General features: G+C 61.6%; 26 protein-coding genes. 8 read left to right on the forward strand and 18 right to left on the reverse strand.

Annotated features, from left to right (window positions below):
* Window positions 1–297: 297 nt before the first annotated feature.
* Window positions 298–867, forward strand: coding sequence for a CarD family transcriptional regulator (locus VL202_RS04515; RefSeq protein ID WP_325462975.1), 570 nt, complete (start codon window positions 298–300; stop codon window positions 865–867).
* A 351-nt stretch (window positions 868–1,218) separates the two neighbouring features.
* Window positions 1,219–1,794 (forward strand): S-(hydroxymethyl)glutathione synthase, encoded by a 576-nt coding sequence (gfa, locus tag VL202_RS04525; RefSeq protein ID WP_325462976.1) that lies wholly within the window; start codon window positions 1,219–1,221, stop codon window positions 1,792–1,794.
* Window positions 1,795–1,868: 74 nt separating this feature from the next.
* On the opposite strand, the gene typA is transcribed toward gfa, so the two are convergent.
* The 6 genes from typA to VL202_RS04555 form a co-directional block, all read right to left on the reverse strand.
* Window positions 1,869–3,698: a translational GTPase TypA gene (typA, locus tag VL202_RS04530; protein ID WP_325462977.1), complete on the reverse strand. Its 1,830-nt coding sequence runs from the start codon at window positions 3,696–3,698 to the stop codon at window positions 1,869–1,871.
* Window positions 3,699–3,833: 135 nt separating this feature from the next.
* A complete protein-coding gene (locus tag VL202_RS04535; RefSeq protein WP_325462978.1) occupies window positions 3,834–5,396 on the reverse strand; it encodes an alkaline phosphatase D family protein in 1,563 nt (520 codons plus the stop codon).
* 132 nt (window positions 5,397–5,528) lie between these two features.
* Window positions 5,529–7,616, reverse strand: coding sequence for a M3 family metallopeptidase (locus tag VL202_RS04540; RefSeq protein WP_325462979.1), 2,088 nt, complete (start codon window positions 7,614–7,616; stop codon window positions 5,529–5,531).
* Window positions 7,617–7,731: 115 nt separating this feature from the next.
* Complete coding sequence (locus VL202_RS04545; protein ID WP_325462980.1) at window positions 7,732–8,373, reverse strand: LysE family translocator; 642 nt, start codon at window positions 8,371–8,373, stop codon at window positions 7,732–7,734.
* Window positions 8,374–8,470: 97 nt separating this feature from the next.
* The gene (locus tag VL202_RS04550; protein ID WP_325462981.1) at window positions 8,471–8,734 is read right to left on the reverse strand and encodes a hypothetical protein; all 264 of its coding nucleotides are present in this window, start codon (window positions 8,732–8,734) and stop codon (window positions 8,471–8,473) included.
* 322 nt (window positions 8,735–9,056) lie between these two features.
* Window positions 9,057–10,274 carry an argininosuccinate synthase gene (locus VL202_RS04555; RefSeq protein WP_325462982.1) on the reverse strand — a complete coding sequence of 406 codons (1,218 nt, stop codon included), beginning with the start codon at window positions 10,272–10,274 and terminating at the stop codon, window positions 9,057–9,059.
* 180 nt (window positions 10,275–10,454) lie between these two features.
* Here VL202_RS04555 and VL202_RS04560 point away from each other — a divergent pair, with 180 nt between their 5' ends.
* Window positions 10,455–11,096 carry a LysE family translocator gene (locus VL202_RS04560; protein ID WP_325462983.1) on the forward strand — a complete coding sequence of 214 codons (642 nt, stop codon included), beginning with the start codon at window positions 10,455–10,457 and terminating at the stop codon, window positions 11,094–11,096.
* Between the two features lie 7 nt (window positions 11,097–11,103).
* Here VL202_RS04560 and VL202_RS04565 read toward each other — a convergent pair whose 3' ends face one another.
* From VL202_RS04565 to VL202_RS04590, 6 genes are all read right to left on the reverse strand, one after another.
* Complete coding sequence (locus tag VL202_RS04565) at window positions 11,104–11,898, reverse strand: ABC transporter ATP-binding protein (protein ID WP_325462984.1); 795 nt, start codon at window positions 11,896–11,898, stop codon at window positions 11,104–11,106.
* The gene (locus VL202_RS04570; RefSeq protein ID WP_325462985.1) at window positions 11,895–12,773 is read right to left on the reverse strand and encodes an ABC transporter permease; all 879 of its coding nucleotides are present in this window, start codon (window positions 12,771–12,773) and stop codon (window positions 11,895–11,897) included. Before VL202_RS04570 ends, VL202_RS04565 begins: the two co-directional genes overlap by 4 nt.
* 164 nt (window positions 12,774–12,937) lie before the next feature.
* Window positions 12,938–13,891, reverse strand: a complete 954-nt coding sequence (locus VL202_RS04575; protein WP_325462986.1) for an ABC transporter substrate-binding protein — start codon at window positions 13,889–13,891, stop codon at window positions 12,938–12,940.
* Window positions 13,892–13,984: 93 nt separating this feature from the next.
* On the reverse strand, window positions 13,985–15,217 hold the full coding sequence (gene rlmN, locus VL202_RS04580) for a 23S rRNA (adenine(2503)-C(2))-methyltransferase RlmN (protein WP_325462987.1): 1,233 nt from the start codon (window positions 15,215–15,217) through the stop codon (window positions 13,985–13,987).
* Complete coding sequence (locus VL202_RS04585) at window positions 15,204–15,488, reverse strand: hypothetical protein (RefSeq protein WP_325462988.1); 285 nt, start codon at window positions 15,486–15,488, stop codon at window positions 15,204–15,206. Before VL202_RS04585 ends, rlmN begins: the two co-directional genes overlap by 14 nt.
* An 18-nt stretch (window positions 15,489–15,506) precedes the next feature.
* Entirely contained in the window at window positions 15,507–16,010 is a 504-nt protein-coding gene (locus VL202_RS04590) for an invasion associated locus B family protein (protein ID WP_325462989.1), read from the reverse strand.
* 426 nt (window positions 16,011–16,436) lie between these two features.
* Here VL202_RS04590 and VL202_RS04595 point away from each other — a divergent pair, with 426 nt between their 5' ends.
* On the forward strand, window positions 16,437–17,009 hold the full coding sequence (locus tag VL202_RS04595) for a sigma-70 family RNA polymerase sigma factor (RefSeq protein ID WP_325462990.1): 573 nt from the start codon (window positions 16,437–16,439) through the stop codon (window positions 17,007–17,009).
* On the opposite strand, the gene VL202_RS04600 is transcribed toward VL202_RS04595, so the two are convergent.
* From VL202_RS04600 to VL202_RS04615, 4 genes are all read right to left on the reverse strand, one after another.
* Window positions 17,006–17,398, reverse strand: coding sequence for a YkvA family protein (locus VL202_RS04600; RefSeq protein ID WP_325462991.1), 393 nt, complete (start codon window positions 17,396–17,398; stop codon window positions 17,006–17,008). The two genes, VL202_RS04595 and VL202_RS04600, sit on opposite strands and share 4 nt — an antisense overlap.
* A gap of 62 nt (window positions 17,399–17,460) precedes the next feature.
* Window positions 17,461–17,778 carry a 4a-hydroxytetrahydrobiopterin dehydratase gene (locus tag VL202_RS04605; protein WP_325462992.1) on the reverse strand — a complete coding sequence of 106 codons (318 nt, stop codon included), beginning with the start codon at window positions 17,776–17,778 and terminating at the stop codon, window positions 17,461–17,463.
* A 373-nt stretch (window positions 17,779–18,151) separates the two neighbouring features.
* Window positions 18,152–18,739, reverse strand: a complete 588-nt coding sequence (gene thpR / locus VL202_RS04610; RefSeq protein ID WP_325462993.1) for an RNA 2',3'-cyclic phosphodiesterase — start codon at window positions 18,737–18,739, stop codon at window positions 18,152–18,154.
* 134 nt (window positions 18,740–18,873) lie between these two features.
* Window positions 18,874–19,515: an arylesterase gene (locus VL202_RS04615; protein ID WP_325462994.1), complete on the reverse strand. Its 642-nt coding sequence runs from the start codon at window positions 19,513–19,515 to the stop codon at window positions 18,874–18,876.
* A gap of 72 nt (window positions 19,516–19,587) precedes the next feature.
* On the opposite strand from VL202_RS04615, the gene VL202_RS04620 reads away from it, so the two are divergent.
* The 4 genes from VL202_RS04620 to VL202_RS04635 all read left to right on the forward strand — a co-directional run bounded on the left by VL202_RS04620 (window position 19,588) and on the right by VL202_RS04635 (window position 24,517).
* Window positions 19,588–20,304 (forward strand): ABC transporter ATP-binding protein, encoded by a 717-nt coding sequence (locus VL202_RS04620; RefSeq protein WP_325462995.1) that lies wholly within the window; start codon window positions 19,588–19,590, stop codon window positions 20,302–20,304.
* Window positions 20,301–22,853, forward strand: coding sequence for an ABC transporter permease (locus VL202_RS04625; protein WP_325462996.1), 2,553 nt, complete (start codon window positions 20,301–20,303; stop codon window positions 22,851–22,853). The genes VL202_RS04620 and VL202_RS04625 overlap by 4 nt, the downstream gene beginning before the upstream one ends.
* A 227-nt stretch (window positions 22,854–23,080) precedes the next feature.
* Window positions 23,081–23,824: a Bax inhibitor-1/YccA family protein gene (locus VL202_RS04630; protein ID WP_325462997.1), complete on the forward strand. Its 744-nt coding sequence runs from the start codon at window positions 23,081–23,083 to the stop codon at window positions 23,822–23,824.
* A 135-nt stretch (window positions 23,825–23,959) separates the two neighbouring features.
* Window positions 23,960–24,517: a GNAT family N-acetyltransferase gene (locus tag VL202_RS04635; RefSeq protein WP_325462998.1), complete on the forward strand. Its 558-nt coding sequence runs from the start codon at window positions 23,960–23,962 to the stop codon at window positions 24,515–24,517.
* Between the two features lie 21 nt (window positions 24,518–24,538).
* Here the strand turns inward: VL202_RS04635 and VL202_RS04640 are convergent, their stop codons facing one another.
* Window positions 24,539–24,946, reverse strand: a complete 408-nt coding sequence (locus tag VL202_RS04640; RefSeq protein WP_056331554.1) for a DUF2794 domain-containing protein — start codon at window positions 24,944–24,946, stop codon at window positions 24,539–24,541.
* A 382-nt stretch (window positions 24,947–25,328) separates the two neighbouring features.
* Window positions 25,329–25,867, reverse strand: a 539-nt coding sequence (locus VL202_RS04645; protein ID WP_325462999.1) for a DUF1223 domain-containing protein, incomplete at its 5' end; no start/stop codon positions are given.

Here is a 25,867-nt window from a genome sequence, read left to right on the forward strand (position 1 = left end):
GTAAAGCAAATTATTGATTTCCGCAGATTTTTATGATAGGGTCTGAATACTGATCCACATCGCGGCACTGCGCGTGCTCGAAAAACCATCACGAAAGCAAAAGAGTCCCACGGCGCGGTTGACCCCAAATACGCAACCTCTGTTGCATGTGTGTGATCGTCCCGCAGAAGATCGATTTGACGACCGTTGGAACGGATCAGCATGGAGTCACCCGACGGTGCCCCCGTCCATTCCGGGCCTGACTGACCCGGCTTCCGGCGACCCCGCCGGGAGCGTAACAGGGAGTTTTTGAAACGAATGACGACCCAGCAGAAAAAATCTTCGACACGCCATGGATTCAAGATCGGTGAATCGATCGTTTATCCGGCCCATGGTGTCGGACAAATCGTTGCAATCGAAGAGCAGGTGGTTGCGGGCATGTCGCTCGAACTTTTTGTGATCGATTTCGAGAAGGACAAGATGCGCCTCAAGGTGCCGGTTGCCAAGGCCGTTTCCATTGGCATGCGCAAGCTGTCCGAAACCGATTTCGTCGAGCGTGCATTGAAGGTCGTCCAGGGCAGGGCTCGCGTCAAGCGGACCATGTGGTCCCGCCGTGCGCAGGAATATGATGCCAAGATCAATTCCGGTGACCTGATCTCGATCGCTGAAGTCGTCCGCGACCTCTACCGCGCTGAAAACCAGCCGGAACAGTCCTACTCCGAACGCCAGCTTTACGAAGCTGCCCTTGATCGCATGGCGCGCGAAATCGCAGCCGTGAACAAGATGTCGGAAACGGAAGCTGTCCGTCTCGTCGAGGTCAACCTGAATAAGGGTCCGAAGCGCGGCAAGGCCGTCGAAGAAGACGATGCGCAGGAAGAAGCCGCATAAGCACCGGCTTCGGTGCCAGACTTCAAAAGCCCTGTCAGCGATGACGGGGCTTTTTCGTTTCACCGCTGAAGTCGTCGCGCTGGCCGGAAAGGCCGCACGACCCGCGCTGACTGCACCATCATTCGGCAAGTATTGGGGCAAGCATCCTTGCCACGGACATACCCCGTCGGAAATCCAATCCCGTCGAGATCGGTAATCGCAGGACTATCGACAGCGCTGGACTTCCTGCGGGCGAGGCGGTCCACGATGGCAGGAAGACTCTTCCCGCCATCGTGCTATGCTGTCGGCGAGGCGTCCTGCCGTGATCTGCCGGCACGGGGGGCGATGCGATAACCGGCAAGGGAGGAGATAATGGCAGGAACTGTTTCTCTACATCCGTTGCTGGACCGAGGCATCCGGAAGGCTTCCGGAAGCTTCACAGGCGGCGTCCTGGTTTGCGAATGCGCCGACAGGCCCGTGCGTGTCAAGGTCGACGGCGACGTGGCGCATAACCATGCCTGTGGCTGCACCAAATGCTGGAAACCGGCCGGCGCGACGTTTTCTGTCGTCGCCGTTGCCCCGCATGACAAGATCACCGTGTTGGAGAATGGCGACAAGCTCTATGTGGTCGACAAGGCGGCGCTGATCCAGCGCCATGCCTGCAAGGGCTGCGGTGTCCATATGTACGGTCCGGTGGAACGGGAACACCCCTTCCAGGGGCTGGATTTCATTCATCCGGAACGTTTCGAGCAGGATGGCTGGTCGCCGCCCGGTTTTGCCGCCTTCGTTTCCTCGATCATCGAATCCGGCACCGACCCGGCCGACATGCCGGCGATCCGGGCGCGTCTGACGGAACTGGGGCTCACCCCGTCCGATTGCCTGAACAACGCCCTGATGGACTATATCGCCACCTGGACGGCGCAGAAGAGCGGCGTGCTGAAATCCTGATACACCCGCAAAACGAAAAAGGGCGCAGCGACCGGTGTCGCTGCGCCCTTTGATTTTCAGCTCAAGGCTATTGCTTATGCAGCGCCGCGCGACTTTTCGAAACGCTTGCGGTCGTTCGAGTCGAGGTACATCTTGCGCAGGCGGATGTTTTTCGGCGTCACTTCGACCAGTTCGTCGTCCTGGATCCAGGAGAGCGCGCGGTCGAGCGTCATGCGGATCGGCGGGGTCAGCTTGACGGCTTCGTCCTTGCCCGAGGCGCGCATGTTGGTGAGCTTCTTGCCCTTCAGGACATTGACTTCGAGGTCGTTGTCGCGCGTGTGAATGCCGATGATCATGCCGGCATAGACCTTCTCGCCGACGTCGATGATCATCGGGCCGCGATCTTCCAGGTTGAACATGGCATAGGCAACGGATTCGCCGGCGTCGTTGGAGAGCAGGACGCCCTGAACGCGACCGCCGATATCGCCCTTGTAGGGCTGATATTCGTGGAACAGGCGGTTCATGATCGCCGTGCCGCGCGTGTCGGTCAGGAGTTCCGACTGGTAGCCAATCAGGCCGCGGGTCGGCGCGAAGAATTTCAGGCGAACGCGGTTGCCGCCGGAGGGGCGAAGCTCGGCCATCTCGGCCTTGCGCTCGGACATCTTCTGGACGACGACGCCGGAATATTCCTCGTCGACGTCGACAACGACTTCTTCGATCGGCTCCAGCATCTGGCCGGTGGCTTCGTCCTTGTGCATGACGACGCGCGGACGCGATACGGCAAGCTCGAAGCCTTCGCGGCGCATGGTCTCGATGAGAACGGCGAGCTGCAATTCGCCGCGACCGGACACGTAGAACGAATCCTTGCCCTCGGCTTCTTCGATCTTCAGCGCGACGTTGCCTTCAGCTTCCTTGAACAGGCGATCGCGGATGACGCGGCTCGTGACCTTGTCGCCTTCGGTGCCGGCCAGCGGGCTGTCGTTGACGATGAAGGACATGGTGACGGTCGGTGGGTCGATCGGCTGGGCGTGCAGCGCCTCGGTGACCGAGGGATCGCAGAACGTGTCGGCGACCGTGCCCTTGGACAGGCCGGCGATGGCGACGATGTCGCCTGCATGCGCTTCGTCGATCGGCGTACGCTCGATGCCGCGGAAGGCGAGGATCTTCGAGATACGGCCGGTTTCAATGAGCTTGCCGTCCTGGCCGAGAACCTTGACCGACTGGTTCGGCTTGATCGAGCCGGAATGGATGCGACCGGTGATGATACGGCCGAGGAAGGGGTTGGCTTCCAGGATCGTGCCGATCATGCGGAAGGCGCCGTCCTCGTCGCCGACGCTCGGCTCCGGAACGTGCTTCAGGACGAGGTCGAGAAGCGGTGCCAGACCTTCTTCCTTCGGACCTTCCGGATTGACGTTCATCCAGCCGTTACGGCCCGAACCGTAGAGGATCGGGAAGTCGAGTTGTTCGTCGGTGGCGTCGAGATTGGCGAAGAGGTCGAAGACTTCGTTGATGACTTCCTCGTGGCGGCCGTCCGGGCGGTCGATCTTGTTGATCGCGACGATCGGGCGAAGGCCGACCTTCAGCGCCTTGGAGACGACGAACTTGGTCTGCGGCATCGGGCCTTCAGACGAGTCGACCAGAACGATCGCGCCGTCCACCATCGACAGGATACGCTCGACTTCACCGCCGAAGTCGGCGTGGCCGGGGGTGTCGACGATGTTGATGCGGACGCCCTTCCAGTCGATCGAGGTGGCCTTAGCCAGGATGGTGATGCCGCGCTCTCTTTCGAGATCGTTGCTGTCCATCATGCGCTCGGCCGTGCGCTGGTTGTCGCGGAAGGACCCCGACTGCTTCAGGAGTTCGTCGACGAGGGTGGTTTTCCCATGGTCAACGTGTGCGATGATCGCGATGTTGCGCATTTTCATGTTGTGAATCTCGGAGGTTTCGGGCGTATCCGGGGCACGCCGCATCTTCAATGGCCGCGCTAATACAGGTTTTTTTGCATTTGCGAAAGGGGGCAGGCCGGAAAGTCTTGAGAGACGGTAAATCCATAGGCGGTTTCAGACCGAATTTCCGGCCGGATCGAGGGTGATCTGCCAGAGTTCACGGTCGTCCCGGTCCATCAGCCTGACGGTCATCTGCTCCGTCTGGCCGTTGATGTCGACGAGACCGAAGAATTGCAGTCCGGCGGAGGGCGGCAGATTCTGGTCGATGCCGGTGCCTGACGCCTTGATGAAGCGCACATCCGGGCCGAAGGTCATGTCCAGTTCCTTCGGGCCATAGGTGCCCGAATGCAGAGGGCCGGACACGAATTCCCAGAAGGGCAGGAAGTCCTTGAAGGCGGCGCGGGCGGGATCGTAGTGATGAGCGGCTGTGTAATGCACATCGGCCGTCAGCCAGACGATGTTTTCGATGGCATTGTCCCGGATGAAACGCAGGATGTCGGCGAATTCCCTTTCGCGGCCCTGCGGCTGACCATTGTCGCCATTGGCAATGGCGTCGGATCCCCGACGATGGCTGAAATCATCCCAGACGACGAGGCCGATCGGCATGTCGCAGGCAATCACCTTCCATGTGGCCTTCGAGGCGGCGAGTTCGCGCTTCAGCCAGTCCGCCTGCCGCCAGCCGAACAGATCGCCGTCGCCGCCCTGGTTGGCGTCGCGATAGGAGCGCAAATCGACGAAGAACACGTCGAGCAACCGGCCATAGGGGATCTTGCGGAAGATTCGGCCGGGCTGCGCGGCGATCGTGCGGATCGGCGTCATTTCCTGGAAGGCCCGCATGGCGCGGTTGGTGTAGACGGAGACATCCTTTTCCGGATAACGGGGATCGTCCCTCAGATCCGTCGAGGCTGACCAGTTGTTCAGCACCTCATGATCGTCCCACTGGTAGAAGGTCGGGCAGACGGCATTCAGGGCGCGGACGTGGTCGTCGAGCAGGTTGTATTTCCACTGGCCGCGATATTCGTCGAGCGTGCGGGCCACTTCGCGCTTTTCCGGCGTGACGATCCGGTTCTTCCAGATGCCGCCGTCCCGGAGCGTGATCTCGTCTGGAATCGGATTGTCGGCATAGATCGTATCGCCGGAATGGATAAAGAAATCCGGCTCGTGCAATTGCATCGTCGAATAGGTCTTCATGCCGACATCGTCGATGCCCCAGCCCTGGCCTGCGGTGTCGCCCGACCAGGCGAAGCGGATCGAGTGGCGGCGCAGCGGCGCCGTACGGAACCTTCCGGTGATCGGCTCGGACACGCTGTTGCTGTCGTAGAGATCGGTCGCGGTGAAGCGGTAGAAAATGTCCTGATCCGGCAGAAGGTCGTCGAGCAACATTTTCACGGCGAAATCACTGCCGGGCAGGGCATCGACGGATGGCAGCAGGGTGGGCGCGGAAAAGCTTTCGGTCGTCGAACATTCGACGGCGATGCGAGACGGGCGGTCGGCCCGGGTCCAGATCATTCCGGACTTGGTGTCGACGTCGCCGGACTGGACGCCATGGGTGAAGACCGGCCTCCCGAAATTGCGCGCATAAAAGGGTGTTGCCAGCACCGATGTCGCCGCAAAGCCCGCAGCACCTGCCGAGAGCAGAAACGAGCGGCGGGTCACTGTGTCCTGGAAACTGGCCAAATCTGCCTCCGGTTCGATCTTGGGAATCAGGAGAATCCCAAGCCGGACCTTTAGCGAAGCCGGTGTCAGTTCGTTTACAGTTGAGTGAATCTATTCCAACGGTTTGATGACCGATTGGTGACTGCTGGCCGCCTACGCGTCCGAACCCGCCAGTTCCTCCGTGATCGCAAGGCCCTTCTTGGCCAGCATCGCGTCCGGGCTTGGCAGCTTGCCACGGAAGGCCTTGTAGGCGTCTTCCGGGTCGATGGAGCCGCCGACGGAATAGATGTTGTCCTTGAGCTTCCTTGCCATTTGCGGGCTGAAGGCGTCGCCGGTTTCCTCGAAGGCAGCGAAGGCGTCGGCATCCAGCACTTCCGACCACATGTAGGAATAGTAGCCGGCCGAATAGCCGCCGGCGAAGATATGCTGGAAATGCGGAGAGGCGTGACGCATCACGAGTGATTTCGGAATGTCGAGTTCGGCCAGAATCTCGGCCTGAACCGCCATCGGATCGTCGATGGGGCCACGGGTGTGGAACGCCATGTCGACGATTGCCGACGAGGTGAACTCCACCGTGTTGAAGCCGGCATTGAACGTGCGGGCGGCCAGAACCTTGTCGAGCAGGGCTTGCGGGATCGGCTCGCCGGTCTGGAAATGCACGGCATATTGCTTGAGAATCGCCGGGACCGTCAGCCAGTGCTCGTAGAGCTGCGAGGGAAGCTCGACGAAATCGCGGGAGACGGACGTGCCGGAGACCGACGGATAGGTCACATCCGACAGCATGCCGTGCAGCGCGTGGCCGAATTCGTGGAACAGCGTGCGGGCGTCGTCCAGCGACAGCAGTGCCGGTTTTCCCTCGGCGGGTTTGGCGAAGTTGCAGACATTGTAGATGATCGGCAGTTCACCGGTCCTGCCGTTCTTGAGCGGCAGCTTGTGTTGCGACTGGAAGGCGCTCATCCAGGCCCCGGACCGCTTCGATTCGCGGGCGAAATAATCGCCCATGAACAGCGCAATCAATGTGTCGTCGGCATCGCGGATCTCATAGACCCGCACGTCGGGATGATAGGCGACGATGCCTTTCTTCTCGACGGCCTTGAGGCCGAACAGCCGGTTGGCGACGTCGAAGCAGGCTTCGATGATCTTTTCGAGCTGCAGGTAGGGTTTCAGCTCGGCTTCGGAGAAATTGAATTTCTGCGAACGAATGCGTTCTGCGTAGAAGCGCCAGTCCCAGGGCATGACATCGTGGTTCTTGCCGTCGTCGGCAATGAGTTTGGCGATATCGGCCTCTTCCTCGCGAGCGCGCGTCACGGCTTTCTTCCAGACCGCATGCAGCAGTTCGTTCACGGCGGCCGGCGTCTTCGCCATCGTGTTGTCGAGTTTCAACTCGGCGTAATTGCCATAGCCGAGCAGGCCGGCCATCTCGCTGCGCAACGCCAGCGTTTCGCGGATGACGCCGCGATTGTCGGTCTCGCCGGCATTCTCGCCACGGGCAACCCAGGCCTTGAATGCCTGTTCGCGCAGGTCGCGGCTTTCGGAGAAGGTCAGGAATGGTTCGATGATCGAGCGAGACAGGGTCACGGCATACTTGCCGTCCTGACCACGGTCGCGCGCGGCCGAGGCCATGGCATCGCGGAGAAAGTCAGGAAGCCCGACAAGCTCCTGTTCGTCGGACAGGATCAACGACCAGCCTTTTTCATCGGCCAGAACGTTCTGTCCGAACCGGGTGCTGAGGCCTGCCAGTTTCTCATTGATCCCTGCCAGCGTCTCCTGCTCGGCCTTCGGCAGCTTGGCGCCGGACTTGACGAAGCCCTTCCAGTGGCGTTCCAGCACGCGGGTCTGTTCGAGTGTCAGCCCGAGCTTTTCGCGGCCTTCCCACAGTGCATCGATCCGGGCGAACAGGGCGGCATTCATGCCGATCTTCGAATAGTGGCGCGACATCCTCGGCGAAATATCCCGTTCCAGCGACTGGATCGTGTCGTTGGTATGCGCGCCGGCGCGGTTCCAGAACAACGACGACACCCGCGACAGTGCATCGCCGGCAATCTCCAGTGCGACGATGGTGTTGTCGAAGGTCGGCGCATCCGGATTGCCGGCAATCGCGTCGATCTCTCCCTCATGCTCGGCAAGGGCCACCTCGAAGGATGCAGCGAAATCGCCGTCATTGACCGCCTCGAAGCGGGGCAGGCCGTCCGGGCCGTTCCAGTCGGTGACGGCGGGATTCAGCGCTGGGCTCGAAGTCATGGGGCAATCCTTTCGCATATCGTCTCTGGCCGCCAAAATGGCGGATGCTGCCGATGTTGTCGGCAGCGATTGTGGAATTATCAAGATGGGCAGATGGGCCTGTTCGCTCCCGTGATCAAGGCTTCCGCATGCCGAATAGGCCCGGTGCCGCATGCCAGATCGCCTGGACAGCAAAGCCCATGAACAGCAGGCCGGACAGCCGCACGATGGCCAGTTCATGCCTGCGGTAGAAGCGCCGGACGACGGAGGCGCCGATGATGCCGATGAGGATCACGTCGGCGGCGAGGAAGCCGAGAAAGGAGACGCCAAGCAGCGCCGGCAGCGCGTCGAAATCGAGTGCATTGGAGGAGCCCGCGAGCAGCGCTGTAAAGGTGGCGAGCGCCACCGGATAGCCTTTCGGGTTGGTCAGCCCGAAGATCAGCCCGCGGCGATATGGGCGCTCGACCGTCATCAGCGGCTGATTTTCACCGCGCGGCTTGGCGCGCAGCGCCGACCAGCCGATCCAGGCGAGATAGAAGCCGCAGAGCAGGCCTAGCACGTCGAATACCGTGCTGCCGATGGTCTTGGCGCCGACGATCGCGACCAGCGCCAGCGTCGACCAGAGCAGGTCGCCCGCCAGATGCCCGCCCATGAACAGGGCGCCTGCCTTGCGGCCCTGTCCGGCGCCGATGCCGAGCAAAGCAAGGAAGGCCGGACCCGGGATGAGCACATAGAGAAGGGCAGCCAGAAAAGCGCCGAAAAGCAGGGTCTGCGTCATGGAATCTCCTCGCGATGATCAGCCATTCGATCCTGCGCAGATGATTCCGTCAAGATGCGGCAGGACCGGTGAGATCCCGCCGCACGGCGCGCGTGGCCTACTTCGCTTCGGTCGCCTTCATGGCATTGTCGAGATGCATGGAGCAGTCGTCCATCTTGCCGTCCTTCATCGCCATCCTGGCGCTGTCGACTTCCTGCATGGCCATCATCATCGCGTCCTTCTTCATCGGATCGGTCATGCCCTTGGCCATGTCCTCGGTCTTCATGATCGAGGCATCGTCGCAGGCGGTCATGCCAGCGGCAAAAGCCGGGGCCGACAGGATGGTGATCAGGGCGGTGGCGGCCAGAACAGTCTTGAACATGATATCTCTCCCAGTGGGCGGGGCATGATTGCCTCCGGGGTGAACTCTGCGCGCCCGGCGCCAACACGGTCCATTCACGCGTCCGCGATGCACAGCGTTGTCATCCGCCGTGTGCCGGCGTGATATTTTCGTGATTGGTTTATTAGGTCATTTGATTTTTTGGCCCGACGTGTTGCTCCGACAGTCGGATGATAAACACTCCGGCTTTGAACCTGGCGAATGGATGCTCGGGTCAAGCCCGAGCATGACGGAGTGTTGGCGAATCAAAAAAGCCTGCTTCCGTCAAAGAAGCAGGCTCCAGTCATTCCGTGGAATCCGCCGCTTACTTGTCGCGGTTACGGGCCGCCAGCGTGCGCAGGCGCAGGGCGTTGAGCTTGATGAAGCCGGCGGCGTCCTTCTGGTCGTAGGCGCCCTGGTCGTCTTCGAAGGTGACCAGCTTGTCGGAATAGAGCGACTTCGGGCTCTCGCGGCCGATGGTCATGACATTGCCCTTGTAGAGCTTCAGCGCCACTTCGCCTTCGACATGCTCCTGGCTCTTGTCGATCAGCGCCTGCAACATTTCGCGCTCCGGCGAGAACCAGAAGCCGTAATAGATCAGCTCCGCATAGCGCGGCATGATCTCGTCCTTGAGATGGGCCGCACCCCGGTCCAGCGTGATCGATTCGATGGCGCGGTGGGCGGCAAGCAGGATCGTGCCACCGGGCGTTTCGTAGACGCCGCGCGACTTCATGCCGACGAAGCGGTTCTCGACGAGGTCGAGGCGGCCGATGCCGTTGTCGCGGCCGAGCGCATTGAGTGCGGTCAGGATCGAGGCCGGGCTCATCTCCTTGCCGTCGATCGAGACGGCGTCACCCTTGCGGAAGCCGATCCTGACGGTGGTCGCCACATCCGGCGCTTCTTCCGGGGAAATGGTGCGCATATAGACATAGTTCGGTGCTTCCACGGCCGGGTCCTCGAGAACCTTGCCTTCGGAGGACGAGTGCAGGAGGTTCGCATCGACGGAGAACGGCGCTTCGCCCTTCTTGTCCTTGGCGACCGGAATCTGGTGCTCTTCGGCGAAGTTCAGGAGATCGGTGCGGCTCTTGAACGACCAGTCGCGCCAGGGGGCGATGATCTTGATATCGGGGTTCAGCGCATAGGCCGACAGTTCGAAACGAACCTGGTCGTTGCCCTTGCCGGTGGCGCCATGGGCAATGGCGTCGGCGCCGGTTTCGCGGGCGATGTCGATCAGGTGCTTGGAGATCAGCGGCCGGGCGATCGAGGTGCCGAGCAGATAGACGCCCTCATAGAGGGCATTGGCGCGGAACATCGGGAAGACGAAATCCTTCACGAACTCCTCGCGGACGTCCTTGATATAGATTTCCTTGATGCCCATCATCTCGGCCTTCTTGCGGGCCGGCTCGAGTTCTTCGCCCTGGCCGAGATCGGCGGTAAAGGTCACCACTTCGGCGCCGAGTTCCGTCTGCAGCCATTTCAGGATGATCGAGGTGTCGAGACCGCCGGAATAGGCGAGAACGACCTTTTTCACTTGCTTTGCCATGTTAATCTGCCCGTCTTGTCGCGAAAGGCGCGGGGTCGCGCCCGGGGGGAAATTCTGCGGCACTTTTAGCCAGAAAGTTTCGCGACACAAGCGCAAGAACAACGAGAAAAGGCCAAATTTGCTGGCAAATGACGGGCAACAGGAGTATCAGCCTCCCAATCCTCCAGCCGCGAGCCCCCAATGGATTTCCTGCCCAGCCTGCCGACGCTTCTTGCCTTTACCGCAGCGACCCTGCTTCTGGCGGCGACGCCGGGGCCGGACATGACCCTGTCGATCAGCCGCGCGCTTTCGCAGGGCAAGGCCGCCGCCTTCTTTATCGTTGTCGGCACCAGCCTCGGCTGTGTCGTCCATACGCTGCTGGTCGCCTTCGGCATCTCGGCGCTGATCACCGCCTCGCCCACGGCCTTCATGATCCTGAAGACCGGCGGTGCGGCCTATCTGTTCTGGCTGGCGGTTCAGGCGATCCGCTTCGGCTCGACGCTCACGGTGAAGAAGGTCGACGATAGCGGCGCCTCGGCGCTGGCAAACATCTCGACGGGGCTGTGGGTCAACCTGCTCAATCCGAAGGTCATCATCTTCTTCATGACCTTCCTGCCGCAATTCGTTACCGCCCATGATCCGGCGGTGACGCAGAAGCTGCTGTTTCTCGGCTTCTTCTTCATCGTCGCGGCCATGCCGGTCAATATATTGGTGATCCTGACCGCCGACGGACTGTCCTCATGGCTGCAGCGCAAGAAAAGCGTCATGCGCGCCATCGACTATACATTCGCCGGCGTCTTCTCGGTCTTCGCGGTGAAAATCCTGTTCACGCAGACGCGCTGATCGGCGATCACCCGATCAGCAGCGCATCGTCGTCCAGCGTCTGGCCGCGAATCTTGCGGAACATGGCGATGAGGTCTTCGACCTGCAGCGTCTTGCGGCTGTCTCCGGAGACGTCGAGCACCACTTCGCCGGCATGCAGCATGATGGTGCGGTGACCGAAATCCAGTGCTTGGCGCATCGAATGGGTGACCATCAGCGCCGTCAGCTTGCGCTCGGAAACGATCTTCTGGGTGAGAGTCATGATGAATTCGGCCATGCCGGGGTCAAGGGCTGCGGTATGCTCGTCGAGCAGCAGCACTTCCGAGCCGGCAAGTGTCGCCATGACCAGCGAGACCGCCTGGCGCTGGCCGCCGGACAACAGGTCCATCCGGTCCTTCATGCGGTTTTCGAGCCCGAGATTGAGCTCGGCGATGCGGTCGCGGAAATGTTCACGGCGCTTGGAGCCGAGTGCGGGCGTCAGGCCACGGCGCTCGCCGCGCCGCGCCGCAAGCGCCAGGTTCTCCTCGATCGACAGCGCGCCGCAGCTTCCTGCCAAGGGATCCTGGAAGACGCGGGCGACGAGGCCGGCGCGGGCGGCGGTGTCCTTGCGGGTGACATCGGTGCTGCCGATCGTCACTTGCCCCGCTGTCGGGATGACGTCGCCGGCCAGCACGCCGAGCACGGTTGATTTGCCGGCGCCGTTGGAGCCGATGACGGTGACGAAGGTGCCTTCCTCGATCGTCAGGCTGACGCCGTTCAGCGCCTGTTTCTGCAGCGGGGTTCCCTTGCCGAAGATGACCTGGATATTGTCGAGCTTGATCATGCGGCACCTCCGCGGCGCAGTCGGGGAAGAACGAGGGCGACCGTGACCAGCGCGGCGGTGACCAGGTTGAGATCGGACGCCTGCAGGCCGAGCATGTCGGTCGACAGCGCCAGCTGGATGGCGATGCGGTAGAGGATCGAGCCGAGCACGCAGCCGAGAAGTGCGATCAGGATGCCGCGGCTGCCGAGCAGCGTCTCGCCGATGATGACGGCGGCGAGGCCGACGACGATGGTGCCGACGCCGGAGGTTACGTCGGCAAAACCGTTGGTCTGGGCAAACAGAGCGCCGCCCAGCGCCACGAGCGCGTTCGAGATCGCCATGCCGAGATAGATCTGCCGGCTGGTATCGACACCCTGCGCGCGGGCCATGCGGGCATTGGCGCCGGTTGCGCGCATGGCAAGGCCGGCATCGCTTTCGAGAAAGCGCCAGACGGCGACAACCGCGATCATTACCAGGATCGCGACGAACAGGGGCCGGACGTAGAAGTCGCGCAGGCCAAGGCCGTAGAAGGGCGACAGCATCGTGTCGGCATTGATGAGCGCCACGTTCGGCTTGCCCATGACCCGCAGGTTGACGGAAAACAGCGCGATCATCGTCAGGATCGAGGCGAGCAGGTTGAGGATGCGGAAGCGCACATTGAGGACCGCGGTGACGATGCCGGCAGCGGCGCCGGCGACCATCGCCACGCCCGAGGCGAGCCAGGGATTGACACCGGCCACGATCAGCACGGCGGTAACGGCGGCGCCCAGCGGAAACGAGCCATCGACCGTCAGGTCGGGGAAATCGAGCACGCGGAAGGCAAGGAAGACGCCGATGGCCACGAAGGCATAGACGAGCCCCAGTTCCACCGCTCCCCAGAAGGCAATTTGGCTCACCGCTGTGGTCCTTTCGTTCAGTCATCGCCCCGGCATGGGGCGCTGTTCATCAGATAACACGAAAGCGCCCCCATCTTCGACAGGGGGCGCTTGTTGGATTGCATATATCAGAAGGCCGCTCCCCACCCCTTTGTGGGGAGGGGTGGGGAGGGGTTCTTGTATCCTTACTCGATCACCCGCGTTGCGCGGCCAAGAACGCTTTCCGGGAAGGTCACGCCCATCTTGGCGGCTGCGGCCTTGTTGATGACGAGGTCGGTGCCGGCCGCGACCTTGACGGCGATGTCGCCGGGGTTTTCACCCTTCAGGATGCGAACGACGATGTCGCCGGTCTGCTTGCCGACATCAAGATAGTTGAAGCCGAGGGCGGCAAGCGCACCGCGGGTCACGGAATCCGTATCGGCGGTGAACAGCGGCAGCTTGGCTTCCTCGGCAACGCCGACGGCGGATTCGAGCGCGGAGATGATCGTGTTGTCGGTCGGGATGTAGATGACGTCAGCACGGCCGACGAGGGCACGGGCCGCACCCTGCACTTCGGCCGACTTGGTGGCGGCGGATTCGACGATCGTCAGCCCGGCCTTCTCGGCTTCGGCCTTCAGCACGGCAAGCAGAGAAACGGAGTTTGCCTCGCCGGAATTGTAGAGATAGCCGATCGACTTCACGTTCGGCAGGATTTCCTTGATCAAGGCAACGTGTTCGGCAACCGGCGACAGGTCGGAAAGGCCGGTGACGTTGCCACCCGGCTTGTCCATGTCCTTGACCAGCTGCGCGCCGAGCGGATCGGACACGGCGGTGAAGACCACCGGGATATCGCGGGTCGAGGAGACCACCGCCTGCGCTGAAGGCGTGGAGATCGGGACGATGACGCTGGGTGCTTCACCGGCGAACTGGCGGGCGATCTGGGCTGCCGTCGCCGGGTTGCCCTGTGCCGATTCGTAGAGGAAGGTCAGGTTTTCGCCTTCCTTGTAGCCGGCAGCGGCGAGCGCTTCCTTGACGCCGTCACGCACGGCATCAAGTGCGGGATGTTCGACGATGGCGGTCACCGCAACGGTAACATCATCGGCGCGGGCCGGCAGGGTAAGAGCGACGGTTGCCGCAAGAGCGAGCAGGATTGAGCGCATGGTGTCCTCCAAAGACTGATTTTTAGGCAGTTTTAGGAAACCGGGACACTTAAATCAATCGAATTGCAGGCGAGGACCCATCAAAATTGCGGATTAATCCTCGCCGTGATTGGCGATCATCATCGCTTCGAAGGCCATGCGATCGACCTTGCGCATGCGTTCGGAATCGGACTTCAGCTGGCCGCAGGCGGCGAGGATGTCGCGGCCGCGCGGCGTGCGGATCGGTGAGGCATAACCGGCCGCATTGATGAAGTCGGCGAATTTCTCGATCTGTTCCCACTTCGAACACTGGTAGTTCGTGCCGGGCCAGGGGTTGAAGGGGATCAGGTTGATCTTCGCCGGAATGCCCCTCAAGAGGCGCACCAGTTCCTTGGCGTCCTCCAGCGTGTCGTTGACGCCTTCGAGCATGACATATTCGAAGGTGATGCGGCGGGCGTTCGACAGGCCGGGATAGTTGCGGCAGGCGTCGAGCAGTTCCTTCAGCGGGTATTTCTTGTTGATCGGCACCAGCATGTCGCGCAGGTCGTCCTTCACGGCATGCAGCGAAATCGCCAGCATGACGCCGATTTCCTCGCCGGTGCGGAAGATTTCCGGAACGATGCCGGAGGTCGACAGCGTGACGCGGCGCTTGGAGAGCGACAGGCCGTCACCATCGGTGGCGATCAGCAGCGCGGTCTTGACGTTGTCGAAATTGTAGAGCGGCTCGCCCATGCCCATCATCACCATGTTGGTGACCTTGCGGCCTTCATTGGGAACGATCGCACCGGCCGGCGTATCGCGGTCGGGAAAATCGCCCAGCTGGTCGCGCGCCAGAAGCAGCTGCGAAAGGATTTCTTCGGCCGTCAGGTTGCGCACCAGCTTCTGCGTGCCGGTATGGCAGAAGGAACAGGTGAGGGTGCAGCCGACCTGGCTGGAGACGCAAAGCGTGCCGCGGCCTTCCTCGGGAATGTAGACGGTCTCGATCTCGACGGGACGGCCGGCGCCACGCGGTGGGAAGCGCAGCAGCCATTTGCGGGTGCCGTCGGCCGAGATCTGTTCTTCGACGATTTCAGGCCGTGCGATGGTGAAATGCACCTTCAAAAGCTCGCGCATCTCCTTCGACACATTGGTCATGTGATCGAAATCGGAAACACCGCGCACGTACAGCCAATGCCAGAGCTGGCTCACCCGCATCTTGACCTGCTTGGCCGGCACGCCGATCTCGGCCAGCGCCTTGCCCATGTCCTCGCGCGAAAGGCCGATCAGCGATGGCTTTTCAGCGGCGATGCCGGGGCGGACGGGTGCCTTGACCGGGCGGTCCAGATTGAGTGTTTCAGTCGCGGCCATTCTCGCCATTTCCCATGTTCGAGATACGCAAGGTTCCGTTCAAGCGCTTGTGCCTGCCGCCGATTGCGTAAAATGCTGAGATCAGAGTTCGTTTGCCGCGCATCGGGATCGCCATCGATCCCGGGATCGGTGAACGATCCGCGCGGTCATCGTTGTGGCGGCCTTTAGCATGGTTTTCGGCCTGCGTCACCCTCCGCAGGGTCAGGGCAGGATTGCAAAAAGGCAAAGCGTTAACGCCGAAAGGCCGGACGAGCCGGCCTTTCGAAATCATTGACCAGGCAGAGAGAGCTTACTTGCAGGTCTCGATCTGCTTCAGCGCCGCAGAAATGCCCGACAGCGAATAGGAATAGGCCGTCGGCGTACCCTTGCGCGACTTGGCGGCGACCGACATCGCCTTGCCGTTCTTCATTGCCGCGACCAGCGCCGGTTCTTCAGCGGCGTTTTCCACCCAGGCGGAGTTCCCCTTGGTGAACATCACGAAGTCCTTGGCGTCGATGGTAACGGTGACCTTGGAATTTTCCTGCAGCGCATAGCCCATCATCGCCTGCGGTTCGTAGGAAATGTTCTGGCCGGGGCGCTGCGAAACGAGGAAGAAGATATCGCCATGATCGACATTGGCCGGGCTCTTTTCCTTCGGAACCGAGAGGACGTAGCAGACCTTGCTGGCGCCGGACTGGTAGGAATAGGCCCCCCAGGCGTTGAACTGCTGAATGCGGGTCGGAGATTGCGCGGAAGCGACACCGGCAGTTGCGAGCATGAGTGCGATTGCGATGGTGATTTTTCTGAACTGCATCTTGTCCTGCCGGTTTCTTGAGCGCCAAAGCCCGTGGCATGTGCCGGGCAACGCATGGTCACGATTTGATTCATTTTGACTTAATTCAGGTTACCAAACCGTCAACATTCCTGAATTTGACTGAGCACCGCTTTAATACGGAACACATTGCGACGCAAACAATGCTCTGATTTCAGACTTGCGAGCAAGAACCTGAAGGTGAGCATGTTCGATCTCGAAAACTGAACGAAAACCCGAACGGTCCCGAGAGAGACCGCTGCATACCTACCGAACTGCCGCCCCGATGAGCGTTTGCCCAATTCATCAAAGCGTGCTCGGTATTTGTTTATGTCACAAAGAATCAGGCAAGAGTTTGACCTTTGACAAAAGCGCTGTACCTGTTGTGCAATCGTGCGGAATTGGGACTGGGAGGCCATCAAGAGCGGAATGGATGTGGAGGCGAGACAGCATTTCGCAGACCTCGCCGTGGCCGTCGCAAGGAATCGTGACAAGGCAGCCTTCGCTGAACTCTTTGATTTCTTTGCCCCCCGGCTGAAATCCTTTCTGATGCGCCAGAATGCCAGTGTGACGGAGGCCGAGGAACTGGTCCAGGAGGTCATGGTCGTTCTCTGGCAGAAGGCCGATCTCTATGATCCTGAAAAATCCTCGCTGTCGACCTGGCTTTTCCGCATTGCCCGCAATCGGCGTATCGACGCTTCGCGCCGCCGGCGCAGTGACGAGCTTGACGCCAACGAGCCGCTTCTGCTGCCATCGGCCCCGCCGGCGCCCGATGATGTGCTTGAAAACCAGGATCGCGAGCAGATCGTCCGCGCCGCCCTGGCGACCCTGCCGGCCGAACAGGTCACCCTGATCCGGATGGCGTTCTTCTTCGGCCAGTCGCATTCGGAAATCTCGGCCGCCACCGGTCTGCCGCTCGGAACGGTCAAGTCGCGCATCCGGCTCGCCTTTGCCAAGCTGCGGACATTGCTGGAACAGAACGGCGTGGAAAGCGCCGGTTAGCTCTGGCTGGCGTTGTCGGGAATCTCGTTGCTCAGCGTCTCATCGGCACGGACATAGTGCTTTTCCTTGATCTGGCCGCTGATCGCCGCAAAGGCTGCGGTCAGCACGGCGATATCGTCGGAAAAACCGACCATGGCCAGGACGTCAGGGATGAAATCGAACGGCATGACGAAATAGGCGAGCGCCCCGAGCAGGATGCCGCGCGTGCGCATCGGCGTCGTCGGATCCATGGCGCAATAATAGGCGGCGACAACATCGCGGCTGAAGGGCACCTGGCGCATGGCGCGTTTCAGGGTCGGCCAGAAGCGGCGCTGCACCTTGCGGGCCTTCGCCTCCTGCTCGCTTTCCTCGCCCGGCAGCAGAATCTCGCCGATCTTGATGTCATCCATCTCGTTCGTTCCATCTCTCATGGAAAATCATATGGGGAGCGGTTTGCCCAATTCAAAGAAGATTACTTCAGATGATCCGGCATCCGTCCTGCCGCCGCGTGATCCATCTTCGCCGCAAGCTTGAAGTCCAGTTCCGTCAGTCCCCTGGAATCATGCGTGGTCAGCGTCACGTCGACCTTGTTGTAGACGTTGAACCATTCGGGATGATGGTTGAGCTTCTCGGCCGAGATCGCGCATTCGGTCATGAAGCCGAAAGCCTCGATGAAATTCTTGAAGCGAAAGGCCTTCCAGATCGACTGGCCGTCATCGGAGAGCACCCAGCCTTCCATCTTGTGAAGGTTCTCCGCCACGGTTTCCGGGCTCAGCTTTTCCTGCTTCATGGTGTTTCCCTCACATCTTGGCGGCCACAAACGTCATCGCGATTTCACAACGCGGCAGCGACGGATAGGTTCGGGTCTCGCCCGAACCATCAGGATAGCACGAAACCTGTCAGGATTCTCTTCGGCTGTCTCGGCAATATCTGCCGCTCGCCGCTTGCGGCTGGCATATCGACGATCCGACCGATCGGCAATCGCTCGTGGTGGCAAACACCACGCCGTCGCGAAGTTCATGCTGACAATGTCGAGGGTTCCGATCCGATCCAGGCCATGGATCGAAGCAATCTTGCCAATCTCAGGGCCCTTGCGCCGCCGGATTAGCCGGCATCTGTTGCTCGACTTCGTGCTCAGGCCGGACCGGAAGGTTCGAAACTGCCTACCACCGATTGTCGGAAGGGTGCTCGTCGCTCATCGGCAGGCCCGAGCGGCTTTCGTAAAGCGGGAAGACCTCTTCGGTGATATAGGGGCCGCCGCCGACGGAATCGCGTGATGACAAAAGCACGAAGCGCGAGACGGTGAAGGGGCTGGTGTAGAAGCCGCCCCGACCCGAGAGGTAGCCGACGACATCCTCGACGCGCGAGGACCGCAGCCGGCCGAGCGTCACATGCGGAGTGAACTTGCGCGGGTCGGCGGGCAGGCCCAGTCGCTGGCAGATGCGCTCGATTTCGGCCTGGAGGGCATAGAGTTCAGGCGGATTGCTGACGCCGGCCCAGACGGAATGGGGCTTCTTCGATCCGAAGGCGCCGGTGCCGGTCAGTTGCAGCTGGAATTCCGGACGTTCGATCCGGTCCAGCCGATCGACGATCTCGTCGGCGGTGCGGTTGTCAACGTCACCAATGAAGCGGAGTGTGATGTGGTAATTCTCCACATCGATCCAACGGGCGCCGGGCAGACCACCACGCAACAATGAAAGGCTCATCGCGGCATTACGCGGTATCTCGAGGGCGGTGAAAAGTCTCGGCATGTCGAGCTCCCCGAATCTCTTGGCAGATGCCTCAGCGAATCATGACCGGCGTCTGCACGCAATTATAATTTCGCACCTGCAATATTTATCCAATGCCATTAACGGTGTCTGAACAAGCTTTTTTTCTTGGGCGATCAGCCTCCCGTCGAAAGTGAGCCGATGAACCGTTCGGCAACCGGCAGGAAACGATCGACCATGACGCCGACGCCCTTGCCGTTCGGATGCATGCCGTCCTCCAGTTGGGTTCCCGAAGCGCCGACCACGCCGTCGAGGAAGAAGGGGTAAAGCTCGGTACCGTAGGTCTTGGCCAGTTCGGGGTAGATCGGGTTGAAGCGGCCGGCATAATCGTCGCCCATGTTCGGCGGCGCCATGATGCCGACCAGAAGAACGGCGATGCCGCGCGACTTCAGCTTTTCGATCATCGCCACGAGGTTCTTGCGGCTTTCCTCCGGCGCAATCCCGCGCAGCGCGTCGTTGGCGCCGAGTTCGAGGATCACACCCTTGGTGCCGTCCGGAACGGACCAGTCAATGCGCGCCAGGCCGCCCGACGTCGTGTCTCCGGAAACGCCGGCATTGCTGATCGTCACGTCGTGGCCCTTTTCGCGCAGCGCCTTTTCGAGGCGGGCGGGGAAGGCGTCTTCCGGCGGCAGCTGGTATCCGGCCATCAGGCTGTCGCCAAAGCCGACGATATTCAGCGTCGCGCAGGCGCCGGCAGTTGCCGTCATCACAATTGCCGTGATCGCCAACAAAAATGGATAGAAACCTTTTATTCGCATAGCCGCGCCCTTAAATCGGTAGCAATCAGCCGTTCCGGCCATTTCGATATTTTACATATAGGGCAATTTCCTTTGGCAAAAACCATGATCGACCTGAAAAATGCGGACCTGACCCTTGGGCAGGCCGCCGCATCCGTTCATGTGCTGAAGGGCATGGATCTGACCATCGACGCCGGGGAATCGGTCGGTATCGTCGGACCTTCCGGCTCCGGCAAGTCGACATTGCTGATGGTGCTCGCCGGTCTTGAGCGGCTGGACAGCGGTGAAATCGTCATCGATGGCACGCCGCTGCATGGTTTGAGCGAGGATCGGGTCGCCGAATTTCGCGGCCGCAATATCGGCATCGTCTTCCAGTCCTTCCATCTCATCCCCAACATGACGGCGCTCGAAAATGTCGCCGTGCCGCTCGAGCTTGCCAATGTCCGCGATGCCTTCGATATCGCCCGTCAGGAACTTGTGTCCGTGGGGCTCGGCGAGCGCCTGTCGCATTATCCGGGCCAGCTGTCCGGCGGCGAGCAGCAGCGCGTCGCGATTGCCCGTGCGCTTGCGCCCTCGCCGAAGCTCCTGATTGCCGACGAACCGACCGGCAATCTCGATGCGGAAACCGGCCGGCAGGTTGCCGATCTCATCTTCTCCAAGCAGGCGGAGCGCGACATGACGCTCATCCTGGTGACGCATGATGCTTCGCTCGCCGCGCGTTGCTCTCGGCAGGTTAGCGTCCGCTCCGGGGAAATTGTCTCCATAGGCGAGACCCAATCCTCGTCGCGCTCGCAGGCGGTCTCCGCATGAGTATCGCCGCTGCCCGCGGCTTTCGCCTCACCCTTGCCCTTCGCCTGGCGCTGCGCGAAATGCGCGGCGGGTTGAAGGGTTTCTATATCTTCCTCGCCTGCGTGGCGCTGGGAACGGCGGCGATCGCCGGCGTCAATTCGCTGTCGCAATCGATCACCGGCTCGATCGCCAGCCAGGGTCGCGAACTGCTCGCCGCCGATATCCGTTTCGAGCTTAACAATCGCGTCGCCACGGATGAGGAAAAGGCTTTCATCGACAGTATGGGCACGGTTGCCGTGTCGTCCGGCCTGCGCTCGATGGCGCGCCTGCCGGATGGTTCCAACCAGGCGCTGGTCGAACTCAAGGCCGTCGATGGCATCTATCCGCTCTACGGCACGTTCGAAAGCGAACCGGCGGTGCCGCTTGCCGACATGATCTCGAAGCAGGGTGATGTCTATAATGCGCTGGCAGCGCCGCTGCTTCTGGAACGTCTCGGCATCACGGCCGGTGATGAAATCCTGCTCGGAAAGGCCCGAATCCGGGTGGCCGGCCTGATCAAGAGTGAGCCTGACGCCCTGTCCGAGGGGTTCGGCTTCGCGCCGAGGCTTCTGGTGTCGGACGAGGCGCTGACTGCGTCGGGGCTTGTCCAGACCGGCAGTCTCGTCGAGCATGTCTACAAGGTGAAGGTAGCGGACCCGACCAGTGTTCCGGCCCTGCGCAAACAGGCGGAGGAAAAATTCCCGCTGGCTGGCTGGTCGATCCGCACCAGCCAGAATGCTGCCCCGGCGCTGACGGCCAACATTACCCGCTTCTCGCAGTTCCTGACCCTTGTCGGCCTCACCGCACTGATCGTCGGCGGGGTCGGCGTCGCCAATGCGGTGCGCTCCTATCTCGATTCCAAGCGCGGCGTCATCGCCACGTTCAAATGCGTCGGCGCGCCTGCGTCGATGGTGACGACGATCTATCTCCTGCAGATCCTGCTGATCGCGCTGATCGGCATCATCATCGGGCTGGTGCTGGGCGCGCTCATTCCGTTCGTCGCCGCGCAGTTCCTCTCCGGCGTGCTGCCGGTCTCGACCGCGTTCCAGCTCTATCCCGGCGCTCTCGGACTTGCCGCCCTGTTCGGTATCCTGACCGCGCTTGCCTTCGCCCTCCTGCCGCTCGGCCGTGCTCGCGAAGTCCCGGCGACGGCGCTGTTCCGCGAGCAGGGGTTCGAGCGCGCCCGCCTGCCATCCTGGCCCTATCTGCTGGCCGCCACCCTCTGCCTCGGCGCGCTTGCAGGGCTTGCCATCTTCACGGCCTATGACCGGACGATTTCGCTCACCTTCCTCGGCGCCATCGCCTTTTCCTTCGTCGTCCTGCGCGGCGTCGCCATCCTGGTCGCTATGCTGGCCCGCCGCGCGCCGCATGTTCGCTCGCCCGCACTCAGGCTTGCCATCGGCAATATCCACCGGCCCGGCGCGTTGACGCCATCGGTCGTCCTGTCGCTTGGCCTCGGTCTTGCCCTTCTCGTCACGCTCGCCCTGATCGACGGCAACCTGCGGCGCGAACTCACCGGTAATCTTCCGGAACGCGCTCCGAATTTCTTCTTCGTCGATATCCAGGGCGCGGAGGTCGAAGGATTTCGCGCGCTCTTGAACAAGAATTTTCCCGACGGCAAGGTCATCGAAGTGCCGATGCTGCGTGGTCGCATCCTTGCCTTCAACGGCCAGGATGTGACGAAGATGACGGTTCCACCGGCCGGCCAGTGGGTGCTGCGCGGCGATCGTGGCATTACCTATGCCAAGAATCGGCCGGAAAATTCGTCGCTGACGGAAGGCGAATGGTGGGCTCCGGATTATGCCGGCGAGCCGCTGGTCTCGTTCTCGGCCGAGGAGGCCGGCGAACTCGGGCTGAAGATCGGCGATACCGTCACGGTCAATGTGCTCGGCCGCAACATCACCGCCCGGATTTCCAATTTCCGCAAGGTCGAATGGGAATCCCTGTCGATCAATTTCGTCATGGTCTTTTCGCCGAACACCTTTGCCGGCGCGCCGCATGCCTGGCTTGCCACCGTCATCGATCCGAAGGCGACGGCGGAACAGGAAGCCGCTGCCCTCAAGGCCGTGACCAACACCTACCCGACGATCACCAGCGTGCGCGTCAAGGATGCGCTCGATATCATCAATGTGCTGGTCGGGCAGTTGGCAACGGCCATCCGCGCCGCCGCCGCCGTGGCGCTGATCGCCTCCGTTCTGGTGCTTGCCGGCGCGCTTGCGGCCGGCAACCGGGCGCGAACCCATGATGCCGTGGTGTTGAAGACGCTCGGGGCTACCCGTGCCACGCTGATCCGTGCCTTCTGCTACGAATATGCCATTCTCGGTGCATCGACGGCGATCTTTGCGCTGTTTGCTGGCGGCGTCGCGGCCTGGTTCGTGGTCAACAGGATCATGACGCTCCCCTCGTCCTTCCTGCCGGACGTGGCCTTTGGCACCATGGCCGTCGCCCTTGTCGTCACCGTCGGCTTCGGCCTGGCGGGCACCTGGCGAGTGCTCGGGCAGAAGGCCGCGCCCGTCCTGCGGGAGCTCTGACCGCTGCAGTTAACCGTTAACGTTGAGCCCTAAAACCCTTTTGCAGCGGGTTTTCGTGCGATTCGCCGGCGTCGCGGTCTTGTGCAAGTCATATTTCGACATCATATTCGTTTCAGGCATGCTGGAGTCCCGCAGCGGCGCCTGGGTCAAGTGGCCGGCACCTTTCACAGGATGCGCCCTTGCAGCCCGACACCGTAAACGTAACCGGGGCTTATATAGAGGAAACAATGGCTGATCTTAGAAACTACCAAACCCGAGTGTCGCCTGCCGGCGCACAGGCGGGGGCCGTAATCGATGAAGGTCTGCGCACCTATATGCTCAAGGTGTACAACCTGATGGCCCTTGGTCTGGCGATCACCGGTATCGCCGCCTTCGCCGCCTTCCAGTTCGCATTTGCCGACGGAGAACTGACGGCGTTCGGCCAAGCGATCTACGTGAGCCCGCTGAAGTGGGTCATCATGCTCGCTCCGCTGGCGCTGGTATTCTACATGAGCTTCCGCATCAACTCGATGAGCGTATCGGCCGCGCAGACCACATTCTGGGTCTATGCAGGCCTGATGGGTCTCTCGCTGTCGTCGATCTTCCTGATCTACACCGGCCAGAGCATCACTCAGACGTTCTTCGTAACGGCTGCGGCGTTCGGCGCCCTGTCACTCTACGGCTACACCACCAAGCGTAGCCTGTCCGGGATGGGTTCGTTCCTGATGATGGGTCTGTTCGGCCTGATCATCGCCTCGATCGTCAACATCTTCCTCGCCTCGTCGGCGCTTGATTTTGCGATCTCGGCCATTGGCGTTCTGATCTTCGCAGGCCTCACCGCCTACGACACGCAGAAGATCAAGGAAATGTACTACGAAGCAGACAGTGCCGAAGCCGCCGGCCGCAAGGCCATCATGGGCGCGCTGACGCTCTATCTCGACTTCATCAACCTGTTCCTGTTCATGCTGCGCTTTCTCGGCAACCGCGAATAGCAGCGTCCAGCAGACTTCGGAAAAGGCGGCTTCGGCCGCCTTTTTCATGCGCGCGATCCGAGAATAGTATTTGTCAGGCCGCGACTTGGGATTATGAGATAGGCCAAGCCCGCCCGTTCGAACCAGGTTTCCCCGATGTCGTTCACCCTGCGCAATGCCTCCCTTTCCGACCTTTCCGCCATCACCGCGATCTATAGCGAATCCGTCACCAACGGCGTCGCCACCTATGAACTGACGCCGCCCGACGAGGCCGAGATGGCGACGCGGTTTTCAATGATCATCGGCAATGGCTATCCCTATATCGCCGCGGTCGATGCCGATGGCATGCTTCTCGGCTATGCCTATGCCTCGGCCTTCCGCACCCGCGCGGCCTACCGGTTCCTTGTCGAGGATTCGATCTATCTGGCGCCCGAGGCGCGGGGCAAGGGCGTGGGCAGGGCGCTGCTGGCCGAACTGATCAGCCGCTGCACCGAGCTTGGCTTCCGGCAGATGACCGCCGTCATCGGCGGCGCGCATCCGGCCTCCGTGGCGCTTCACCGCTCTGCCGGTTTCGAGCATTCGGGACTGATGAAGGGCACCGGCTTCAAGCATGGCCGCTGGCTCGATACGATCCTCATGCAGCTGCCGCTCGGGCAGGGACTGGACACCGATCCGGCACCCGGCGTCTATCCCGATACGCTCTATCGCGACTGACGGCTGCGCTAGAACGAGGCTCTAGGTCTTGATCAGCTTCAGCATCTTGTCGAAGATCTTGAGGACCTGTTGCAGGTCATGGCCGCGCTTCAGGATCGTGCCATGGGTATTGACGACGCTGTAGGCGCCCTGCTTGGCGGCCAGCTTCGGGTTCTTCTCGATCCGGAAAAGCGGAGCCTCGCCTGAGCGCTTGAACACCGAAAAGACCGCCCGGTCGCGCAGGTGGTCCATGGCATAGTCGCGCCATTCGCCGTCGCCGACCATGCGGCCATAGACCCGGAGGATCAGGTCCAGTTCACGGCGGTGGAAGGTGATGGGAAGCTGATCCTGGTCCTTGCCGCGATATTCGTGCAGATGGACGACGACGCTGGACGCTTGCTGCCGTTCGGAACGGGCCTCGCCTTGCGGCAAATCCGGCTGATCAGTCATATCGTATTCCGGCCTTGTATTGTGACAGGACCAAAACAGTTTGCCTGACCTTCGTTGAAAAGCAAGCCGCAAGCCAAGGCTTCGCCCGCAGACTTTTTTCCGCCTGCCGCATTTCAGTCAAACCGGCGCCCCATTTCGACAGGACACTCGCCGCCGCCGGCACCGCTTCTTGTTCTCGCGTGTCGGCTCCGCGCTTCCAAATCCCGACAAAGGGCCAGCGGGGCGCGGCCTGGAGTGTCAGCAAGCCCGTCCGGGCACGGCCGCTCCAGATGCCATGTCGGCAATGCCAGTTGCCGGGACATGGCCGGTTCGGTCCGGCATCTTCGAACCCTCAGCCCCAGCCCCTCGATGCTGCCGGGCCGAACCAGATCCGAAAATGGCCTCAATCGGCCGCCGTGCCGGTGACCACCGCCGCGGCGCCAAGGATCGCGCCGGGGGTTTCGGCGTCCTTCATGGTTTGCAACAGGACCGCGCAGCCGCCGTTCTTGCCCTGGTCGAGGATCGAGGCCGGCAACACGAAGCTGGCCGGCTTGCCGTCCCACATGCCGATCGTCTGGACATCGCGCACCGCATGCCAATAGGCGATCTTCCGGCCGCCATTTTCGCCCTGCTTGACGTCAACCATTTGCTCGCGGTCGAAATAGACGACAATGACATTGGCCTTACCCTTGCCGGCCCCGACCTTGATGTCGATCTCGTCGCCGCCGACGCGGGCCTCGACCGGGACGTCAAGTCCCTCGCCGCCATCGGCCATGGCCAGGAGCCGGCTGTTGATACCGGCAAGATCGGCGCCGTTGACATGGCTGCGGCCGTTGAGCACGGCCTGGGGCGTATAGACGCCGTTGCGGCCGAGCATACGCGCATAGGCATATTGCCGGGCGGTATTGTCCTTGGAGGCGAGCGTGTCGGCCCAGCCGAGAT

This window comes from Pararhizobium sp. (assembly GCF_035497515.1).
Classification (GTDB): Bacteria; Pseudomonadota; Alphaproteobacteria; order Rhizobiales; family Rhizobiaceae; genus Pararhizobium.